Here is an 8,807-nt window from a genome sequence, read left to right as displayed (position 1 = left end):
GTCCAACGCCAGTGGGGCGTTCAGTGACCACCGCGACGCCAGGGAGGCGGGGCGGGCGAAGCTCCCTGCAAGCGACCTCCTCTCGGGCGGCCCGGTCGGAGAGGCGGCGGCCACGCTGTTGGGGGTGCTGCGGCCCGAACCTCGCCTGCGCCTCGGCACATTGAGGCCCTTGCCCTCGCCCCCCTGGTCTCCACCTGGCTGGAGCGCGGCTACGGCCGACGCGACCTGGCCGAAGCCCTGCTACCGGGCCTCCCCGTCCCCCTCCACTCGGCCGCCGCCCTCGTGCGCGACCGCCTGACCCGCAAACTCCCACCGCCGCCCGAACCAAGCGCCCCGGCGAAGCCGAACTGGTGCGAGTGCGGCTCGTGCTCCCGGCCGATCCCGCACGAAGGGATCTGCCGTAGCTGCGCGGGCCTGGCAGACCGCAGCGACGACACGACGGCCCGCGCGAGCGTCGCCGCGCGCGGCCGGGCCAGGGTCCGCGCCGCCCTCCAGACCGACCCCGGTCGGCTCCTTCCCGCCAGAGCGGTGTGAACGGATGAAGTCTGGGTGCAGGGTCCATGAGGTTGGACTGGATCACGACACGGTTGTCGATCGTCGACGTAGCCGACGAACTGCTTGGCGGTGCGCACCGCGGCCACCAACGCGCGCGGCGCGGTGACCCAGGCCATGCCGCGTTCGCGCACTCATCGGGTCACAGGGGCAGATCGTCCGGCAGGAGGCGGAAGCACTTGTGCCGTCCCAGCGGACGCACGGCGCGGAAGTCGCGACGGTCGAGGGTGAGTACGGCGTCGGTGTCGTAGTCCGCGGCGAGAGCGACGTTCACGGCGGCGGCGAGGTCGAGGTCGAGATCGAGGCCGCGGTACCTGGCGCGCACCGACTGCGCGGCCGCAAGGTGCGTCGCGGTGATTTCCGGTACGACGATCCGACTCGCTCGCATCCATCGCCGGATGTCGTCGACCGCGCTCACCGCCGCCTCTCGTCCCAGCTCACGAGTGGCCACATGGTCGATCTCGGCCAGCAGCAGCGGCGACATCACGAGGAGACCGGCGGCCATGAGCGCCTCGTTGGAGCCGTGGTGGTCCGGGTGCGCCGAGTCGAGGGCGGCCAGGAGACCGGAGGTGTCTGCGACGACGATGATCACGCGTCGTCCTTCGCCCTGGTCCCACGGAGTCCGGCGTCGGCAACCGCGTTGCGCACGTCCGCCGTGGTCGGCGTGCGGCCGGAGCCTTCGAAGGTGCGCGAGAACAGGGGCTCGTCCCACACGCGGTTCGCCATGGCGGCAAGGTGAATGCCCTGGCGGATGATCTCGGCCTCGCTGATCCCACGTCTGGCGGCGGCCTCCTTGATGATGGCGAGATCTTCCGGGTCGGCGTAGACGTTGGTCCGCTTCATCGACATGTACCAACGGTAGTCCATGTACCAGACGTGGTGCACGTGCACGTGATCACTGCCTCTGCCGCCTGTCCGGCGAGAGCCGGCGGTACGGGTCGGGTCAGGAGTCCGGTGCTGTGACCCAAGTCTCATTGAGGGCGTGCAGCAGACGGGACCGCTGCCGCGTCGGGGAGGGGTGACGGGATGCACACCCTTCGAACAGGAACTGGTGAACGCCATGAACGACTTCGTCAACAGCGCCGAGGCGCCGCACTTCGACACTGCCGCCATCGCACGCGGGGCCCGTCGCAAGCGGGCCACGGTCATCGCCGGTATCGCCACCGCCCTCATCCTGGCCGGGGCCGGCGCCGCCCTGGCGGCCGGCGGCTCGCACACCTCGCGGCCGGCCGTCACGGCAGCCCACAAGCCCACCGCGAACAGGAACGTCACCACCGTGCAGTACGGCGACATCCCGATCGAGCTGGCCGGTTTCAACCTGGACATTGTCAAGCCCGAACTGGTGGACAAGGCTCAACTCAAGATCGGCACCGTCACCAAGGCGTCGCCCAGCGGCTGCAAGCCCGACTCGATCATCGCGGTCTCCCCGCACGCCCCGACCGTCGTCCACAAGGGCGACACGGTCAATCTGACCATCTGCGCCGGCTGAACTGACGGAGCATCACAAAGGGTGGTGGCCCCGCCGAAACCGGGGCCACCACCCCTCATGCTACGGAGGTGCGTTCACCGTGGAACTCCTGGACGCACTGTCCGATGCTGCCGAGCTGGGGGCGAGGGAGGCGGTTCACCGGGCGGTCGTGTCGTGGCGGGCGACCGCCCGTATCAACGCGGACCCTGGGCAGGTCAGGGACGCTCTGCGTCCGCTCGCTGGCGTTGACCTCGGCCCGGTGGAAGTGCACGAGTGAGCCCGAAGAAAGGTAAGTGGCTGCCGCAGGTCCGACGCCCTCGCCGGGAAGTACCGCCCTTGTGAGGGTGGTGCTCAGCCGTTGAAGGCGGTCATGAGCCGCTCCGCGGCCTCGGTGAGGACCTTCCGCTGTTTGCAGAAGGTGAAGCGGACCTGGGTGCGGCCGGCGTCGGGGTGGTCGTAGAAGACGGAGTTGGGGACGGCGACGACGCCGGCGCGTTCGGGCAGGGCGCGGCAGAAGGTCAAGGCGTCGGTGTCGGGGGCGAGTTCGGCGATGTCGGTGGTGATGAAGTAGGTGCCCCGGGGGATGTACACCTCGAAGCCCGCGTCGGTCAGCCCTGCCGCCAGCAGGTCGCGTTTGGCCTGGAGGTCGTCGCGGATGGTGGTGAAGTACGCGTCGGGAAGGGCGAGGGCCTCGGCGGCGGCGTACTGGAAGGGCCCCGAGGCGACGTAGGTGAGGAACTGCTTCGTCGTCCGGACCGCGGCGACCAGCTCGCGCGACCCGGTGACCCAGGCCACTCCGTTTTCATACACTCATTCGCATGCCGTACAACAGGCCCACCAAGGGCGCCCCCAGCACCACGGTCGCCGGTGAGCCGGCGGCGATCTACTGCCGCATATCCCAGGCCGAAGACGACGATCAGACGGGTGTCGACCGGCAGGAGCGGATCTGCCGTGAGATCGCCGAGCGCCGTGGGTTCGTCATCAACCCTGCCCACGTCTTCGTGGACAACAGCCGCTCGGCCTGGAGCCGCAAGCGGAAGCGCCCCGGCTGGGACCGCCTGCTGGAGGAGGCCCGAGAGCGCGGCTTCCGACACATCATCGCCTACCATCCCGATCGGCTCATGCGGCAGCCCCGCGACCTGGAGGAGCTGCTTCAGGTCTCAGACGATCACGCGATCACCCTCCACGGGGAGGCGAACCGGCGGGACCTGTCCGACCCCGACGACCGGTTCATCCTCCGGATCGAAGTCGCGCACGCCTGCCGGTCGTCGGACGACACCTCGCGGCGTTTGAAGTCCGCGATGCAGGACCGGGCGAGGGAAGGCAAGCCGCAGGGCGGCGTCCGGCGCTTCGGTTACGCGAAAGGCGGGATGACGATCGTCGACGAGGAGGCCGAGATCGTCCGCGAGGTCTTCGACCGCTACCTCAAGGGCGAGGGCGCGGCTCCACTCGCGAAGGACCTCCACCGGCGAGGCGTCCGGACAGCCGGCGGCAAGGCGTGGAGCGCCGGAACGGTGCGCGGCCTGCTCGACTCCCGGCATGTCGCCGGCATCCGCATGCACCAGGGTGAGGAGGTCGGCCCCGGCACCTGGCCCGCGATCATCGACGCGGGAGTCTGGGCCGAGGTGAGGGCGCGGCGCGAGTTCCGGTCGGCAGCCCACAAGGAGGCGCTCAGCAAGCCCCGGCAGCGGTACTACCTCCTGCGCGGTCTGGTGATGTGCGGGCGTTGCGGCACCCTGATGTCGGGTACGGCCAAGACGGCGGGACCCGCGTACCAGTGCAATCGGCGCGGGCGGAACGACGAGAAGAAGTGCTCCCGGGCGATCGTGGCCCCCACGCTGGAGGACTTCGTCACCGACGCCGCCGTCAAGCTGCTCAGCGAGCTCCGGGTGGACGGCCGACTCGCGAGCAGCAACCTCGCCGAGGGCGTGGCCGAGGAGGTGGAGGACGACCAGCGACAGCTCGCCGAGCTGAACGACATGTGGACGGCGAAGGAGCTGTCCACGGGGGAGTACCGGAAGATGCGCAAGGAGATCACCGACCGCATCGCCAAGGCCCAGCGCAAGGTGGTCATCCGTCCGATGGTTCTCCTGGACGGCCTGACGGGCGCTGGCGCGCGGGCGGCGTGGGACGCCGAGGAGATGACGGACGAGCGCCGCAACGCGGTGCTGCGGTTCCTCTTCTCCGGCGTCGTCATCGACGAACCGAAGAAGCTCGGCCGCTACATGGACTGGGGCCGGATCCGCATCGACCAGAACCCGCTGTAGCGGTGACGAAGGGCATGGGTGCCGATAGCAAAGGCTCGCGGCAGTCCGGTGTTGTTCGATTTCTGGATGGTCAGAAGATGTTGGCGAACCGCTGATGGGCGAGGCCCTCCAGGACCGTACGCACCCATGGGCTGCGCGCGGCTGGCAGCCGGACCAAGGTGTGCCGGAACGTCTCCCGGTCGGCCCAGAGGGGCCTGTTGGGGTATGGCGGGAGGGGATCGTCACGTAGAACATCGCGGGGTATGCGGCCCGAGACGGGGACGGGTAGATAGGGCTGGGGAAGCGTCATCCACAGCCACACCCCCAGTGGCAGGGGCACCGTGTGCGCCGGGGCGGCCGGGGCGGCCGGAGTCCACGTCCTACCCGTGAGAGGATGGATCGGAACGAGCAGGATGTCCGCGTCTGCTGCTGGGTAGGGCTGTCCGGGTCCGGCGAGGACAGCGCGGCGTTCAGGCCGTTCCTGGGGCAGCAGAACATCGAGGGCGTGCTGGAACACGTCCGAGATCAGGCCGTTGGGGACCTTGACCGGCTGCCCTTCGGAGGCCGCCAGCAGGTGGGCAAGCGCGTGGCCGGCTGCTGCCTCCCATCGCGGGCTCCACGACCAGTAGTGGTTCGCGCCGAGCTGTGAGCCTCCCCATGTACCGATCGGCTCGAACGGTGGTATTGCCTCCCCTACCTCCAGCAACTCCTCCCAGGACAGCGGTGTCCCATCGGCGTCCCCGACGGAAAGGCTGCGCACGGCGCCGGGAGCGAGCCACACCGCCTGCCAGAGCGAGCAGTCGTCGATCCTGGTCGCCACGGCCGAGCCGCACGTCAGACACGCCATATTGGGGCCGTCGGCTCCGTCGAGACCGCAGCAGGCACCGCCGCTCTTCTCGGGTATGAGCCTCGTACCGCGGATATCTCCGGGCGCGATCACAACGGCGCCGGGTGCGCCGTCGGACAACGCATAGACCGGCGCGTAGATACCGCGGGCCTCAGCTTCGGCCGGGTCGATCTCGTCCCACCGTCGCCATGTCGGACCCCAGGGTTCCGGGTCCACCGAGAATGTTCCTGCCTCCATGAGGACCGGCATCTGGGTCCCGTTCCCGTATTTCTGATGGGCGTGGACCGGAAGAGAGATCCGCGACAGCGGGACGGTCAATTTGGCATCACACGTCGCACAGACGAAAACGAACAAGTGCCCTCCGCGTGGGAAACAGCCTTATCGTCCCACCTTCCAGGCGGTTGGCCAACGTGTTCCGGCAGATCAGCGGGCTTCACCAGGACGTGCCTACGCCGGATGCATCATGGCTGTGGCGATCTCCCGCACGCGGTCGAGTGTGATCCCGGTGCGCTGTTCGACAGCGAGGGGGTGGTCGGTGGGCTCCAACTCGATGAAGGGGCGGTTGCCAACCGGTCGGGTGTGAGCGTTCGTCTTCAGGTTGGTGGTGCTCTCCGGGTAGAGGGCGAGTTCGGTGCTGAGCCAGCCGAAGTACGGCTTCTCGGCTTCGCGCCCTGGGGTGTTCCACACCTCGAGGGCGCGGGTGAAGTTGTCCTTGCTCAGGGAGACCCAGACGCCCCACGAGAAGACGTCCTCGCTGCCGATCACGGGTATCTCGATCAGGCCCCTGATGAAGAAGTGCTGGCCCTTGATCACGCACTGGTCGGACGACAGCATGCTGTCCGGATCGGTCTCGAAGCCAGGGTCCCAGACATCGGGAGCCATGGTCGAGTAGCTCATGGGGAGCTGAGCGTGGCGGTCGCCGCAGTGCAGGTGAAGCCGAGATCGTCAGACATGGCGTGAGCGTAGCGACCACTCAGCACCTCGACGCCACCGTGCGTTGACGTTGGCATCAGGCCGGCTTCAGCTGTCGGCGGCCGGTGCGAAGATCCCCAAAACACAAAGCGAGGAGATCACATGGGCACCTGGGACATCGGCCCCTTCGACAACGACACCGCTGCCGACTTCGCCGGCGACCTGGACGCGGCAGTCGTGGAAGAACGCGACTCCATGATTCGCAGAGCCCTCAAAGGCGCCGCCGATGCAACGGACTTCCTGGAGACGCCTGACGCCGAGAGAGCCGTTGCCGCGGCAGCCCTGGTTGTCGCCCAACATCCTGACGGCGTACCCGCGTGTTCGAACTACGGTCCGTCGGAGCCGCTGCCGGAGTTCCCTGCGGACCTCCGGACGCTCGCTGTCGAAGCCTTGGATCAGGTGGTCGCTGAGTTGTCCGAACTCGCCGAGCTATGGGACGACGTTGCGGAGGGACGGAGATGGCGCCAGGACATCACCCGCCTCCGTGATGTCCTCGACCCTCCGACCCCGCCACAAGACGAACCTCTCTTCGGGATCTGACCGGCGGCGCGCGTGCACGGACCATGGAACCAGAGCTGTGACCATCTCACGCTCCGGATTGGATTCTGCAAAGGGTGCACACTGGGCAATCCGTTGGGGACGCCGATCCCCTCTGGATACGCTCCGAGCCATGAGCGGACCCGTGTTGGTGATCGAACTGGCCGAAGCCCCTTCGCGATCGGCAATCCACCGAGTCCGCGAGTTCCTGGTTCGCTCCTCGGCGCGTCTTGAGGAGAGGCGGGTCGGCGAGTATGACGTTCAGATCGACGCGGAGAGCCTCGGTATCACGGATACCTGGGGAGAAGACGGACGTCGCCCCGTCCTGGTCTCCCTCATGGGGCCCGGTATCGGCGACGAGACCATCTTCGAGTCCGAGCATGCCGACGAGGTCGATCAGGAAGCCCTGATCGGCTTCGCCCCGACCCACGCCGTCGATGTCGTTGCGTTCTGCAACAGCCCCGTCGACCACGTCGTGACGGCTCTGCTGACCGCTGCCGTCATGGACTTGATCGGTGGTATCGCCAACGTCGAACTACGGGCGGACCAGGGGCCGATCGTGGCCGGCCTTCCGGGGATCCTGGCCAGGATGACTGATCCGTGGCCAGCCGTGTACGGCTCAGCAGAATTCCTCAGAGCCTGGGTACGACAGCCCGGCTTCCGACTCCTGAAGTAGCCGTATCAGGTGGTTACTTGGACCCTGACGTGGTTGCGGCCGACGGCTTCTATCACGGGTTTCCGGTCTCACCGAATTCGTGATCGCGTGGGACTGTCGGGCCCAACGCGAGCCCCTGCAGGGTTTCCCGTGATGAACAGCCCTGTCCGATGCCGCGTGAAGGAGCCTGGAACCGATGCGAGAGACGGCGGAATCATGGAGAGGCCGGACCGAGGGCATGGCGTCCCGGTCCGCTCTATAGCCCGGAAAGTACCGTCAGGCAAAACGCGTTTTCTGCGGATCATTGTTGTCATCCGCTGCTCGGAGGGCGCCAGACCTTCGACCGACGCCCGCCCGGCCCAGTGGTGTTGGAGCACCGCTCGCCGGAGCGCACGACGACCGCCCGCCCGCTCTACCCCACGGCGCCCGACCTGCCAGCAGCGCCGATCCGAGGACGCCCATGCCCGAACCCCAACCACGGCCTGCCACAGTCCGGTCCGCCCCGGCGCGACGCGATCCGGATGCGGACGATGCCCGCGAGGCCGCGCTGGAGCGCGTCTGCGCCGGCTTCGTCACGACGATCAGCCCGCGCAGTGCCGCCCGGCTCGCCGACCTGCTCTCCACCACGACCTACGTCAAGGCCGCCTGACTGGTACCGAACATTGGAACGGCCCCCGGTGTTGGAGCACCGAGGGCCGTGAGGACTCCCGGACGACCGCCCATAAACGATCTACCCAGCAACCGCCGGCCTGCCAGCCGATGCGGAGCCGAGCAAAGGAAGCGCTGTGCACCAGCCTATGTCCCTACCGTCGCGTGCGGCGCCTTCGCGGCAACCGTGCTCACGGCGGCAACGCCCGCTGCTCCCGGACAAGCGGCACGCCTTGGGGCCGACAGACAACGCCACCCGTCATCGGAACCATCACGGTCACGCCGGTGACCAGGGTTACCTGTCGGCTCGCCGCGACGTTTCCAGCCGGCCCGGCAGGCTGCCGAGTGCGGGGTCCCAATATTTGATGCGTGATCAATTGCTCTCGCGAGCAGGTCGATTGGGCCTGCTTTGCGTGGTACGTTCTGTCACCGACGAACTTAATAGGGTGACCCCGGCAGCGCGCCAACGCTCCGGGGTCCGGCACAAGGAGACCGAACTCCTCATGCAGATTCATCGTAGCCGCCATGCGCGCGGCTTCACGGTCCTGCCCAACACGCTGCTCCAGGACCGGCGGCTGTCCTACACCGCCCGCGGCCTGCTCGCCGACCTCCTCTCCCGGCCCGACGGCTGGTCCGAGGACGGCCGACGGATGGCCGACACCAGCCCGCAGGGCCGCCTCACCGTCGCCAAGGCCCTACGCGAGCTGGCCGCCGCCGGCTACTACCGCGTGGACAAGGTCCGGCGGGCCGACGGGACCTTCGTCAGCGAAACCCACGTCTACGACACCCCGCAGGTGGGACCGGGTGCCGTACGTCCGGGCGCCGGTCGACGAACCGACGGTGATCGTGACGCCCACCCCGTAAAGGACCGTGGGAAAGAAC

9 protein-coding genes and 2 pseudogenes are annotated in these 8,807 nt (G+C 68.2%); 6 read left to right on the top strand and 5 right to left on the bottom strand.

Annotation, left to right across the window (positions count from 1 at the left end):
- Positions 1-694: 694 nt before the first annotated feature.
- Together AC13HU_RS24445 and AC13HU_RS24440 are read right to left on the bottom strand one after the other, a co-directional pair.
- Positions 695-1,144 carry a PIN domain-containing protein gene (locus AC13HU_RS24445; RefSeq protein WP_483044090.1) on the bottom strand — a complete coding sequence of 150 codons (450 nt, stop codon included), beginning with the start codon at positions 1,142-1,144 and terminating at the stop codon, positions 695-697.
- Positions 1,141-1,401, bottom strand: coding sequence for a ribbon-helix-helix domain-containing protein (locus AC13HU_RS24440; RefSeq protein WP_483044089.1), 261 nt, complete (start codon positions 1,399-1,401; stop codon positions 1,141-1,143). The genes AC13HU_RS24445 and AC13HU_RS24440 overlap by 4 nt, the downstream gene beginning before the upstream one ends.
- 169 nt (positions 1,402-1,570) lie before the next feature.
- Between AC13HU_RS24440 and AC13HU_RS24435 the strand changes: the two genes are divergently transcribed.
- On the top strand, positions 1,571-2,041 hold the full coding sequence (locus tag AC13HU_RS24435) for a PASTA domain-containing protein (protein ID WP_483044088.1): 471 nt from the start codon (positions 1,571-1,573) through the stop codon (positions 2,039-2,041).
- A 330-nt stretch (positions 2,042-2,371) separates the two neighbouring features.
- Here AC13HU_RS24435 and AC13HU_RS24430 read toward each other — a convergent pair.
- Positions 2,372-2,815 (bottom strand): annotated as a pseudogene (locus AC13HU_RS24430) (aminotransferase class I/II-fold pyridoxal phosphate-dependent enzyme); the annotation flags it as partial.
- Positions 2,816-2,838: 23 nt separating this feature from the next.
- On the opposite strand from AC13HU_RS24430, the gene AC13HU_RS24425 reads away from it, so the two are divergent.
- Positions 2,839-4,287: a recombinase family protein gene (locus tag AC13HU_RS24425; RefSeq protein WP_483044087.1), complete on the top strand. Its 1,449-nt coding sequence runs from the start codon at positions 2,839-2,841 to the stop codon at positions 4,285-4,287.
- Positions 4,288-4,357: 70 nt separating this feature from the next.
- On the opposite strand, the gene AC13HU_RS24420 is transcribed toward AC13HU_RS24425, so the two are convergent.
- Both AC13HU_RS24420 and AC13HU_RS24415 read right to left on the bottom strand, forming a co-directional pair.
- Positions 4,358-5,467 carry a hypothetical protein gene (locus AC13HU_RS24420; RefSeq protein WP_483044086.1) on the bottom strand — a complete coding sequence of 370 codons (1,110 nt, stop codon included), beginning with the start codon at positions 5,465-5,467 and terminating at the stop codon, positions 4,358-4,360.
- Between the two features lie 93 nt (positions 5,468-5,560).
- On the bottom strand, positions 5,561-6,010 hold the full coding sequence (locus AC13HU_RS24415) for a DUF2199 domain-containing protein (RefSeq protein ID WP_483044085.1): 450 nt from the start codon (positions 6,008-6,010) through the stop codon (positions 5,561-5,563).
- Positions 6,011-6,187: 177 nt separating this feature from the next.
- Between AC13HU_RS24415 and AC13HU_RS24410 the strand changes: the two genes are divergently transcribed.
- From AC13HU_RS24410 to AC13HU_RS24395, 4 genes and pseudogenes are all read left to right on the top strand, one after another.
- Positions 6,188-6,625 carry a DUF4259 domain-containing protein gene (locus tag AC13HU_RS24410; protein WP_483044084.1) on the top strand — a complete coding sequence of 146 codons (438 nt, stop codon included), beginning with the start codon at positions 6,188-6,190 and terminating at the stop codon, positions 6,623-6,625.
- A gap of 130 nt (positions 6,626-6,755) precedes the next feature.
- A complete protein-coding gene (locus tag AC13HU_RS24405; protein WP_483044083.1) occupies positions 6,756-7,298 on the top strand; it encodes a DUF6368 family protein in 543 nt (180 codons plus the stop codon).
- 439 nt (positions 7,299-7,737) lie between these two features.
- Positions 7,738-7,926: a hypothetical protein gene (locus tag AC13HU_RS24400; protein WP_483044082.1), complete on the top strand. Its 189-nt coding sequence runs from the start codon at positions 7,738-7,740 to the stop codon at positions 7,924-7,926.
- Positions 7,927-8,428: 502 nt separating this feature from the next.
- Positions 8,429-8,807, top strand: a pseudogene (locus AC13HU_RS24395) (hypothetical protein); the annotation flags it as partial.

The organism is Streptomyces sp. NH27 (assembly GCF_056859195.1).
This window is presented reverse-complemented; position numbering and strand designations above follow the sequence as displayed.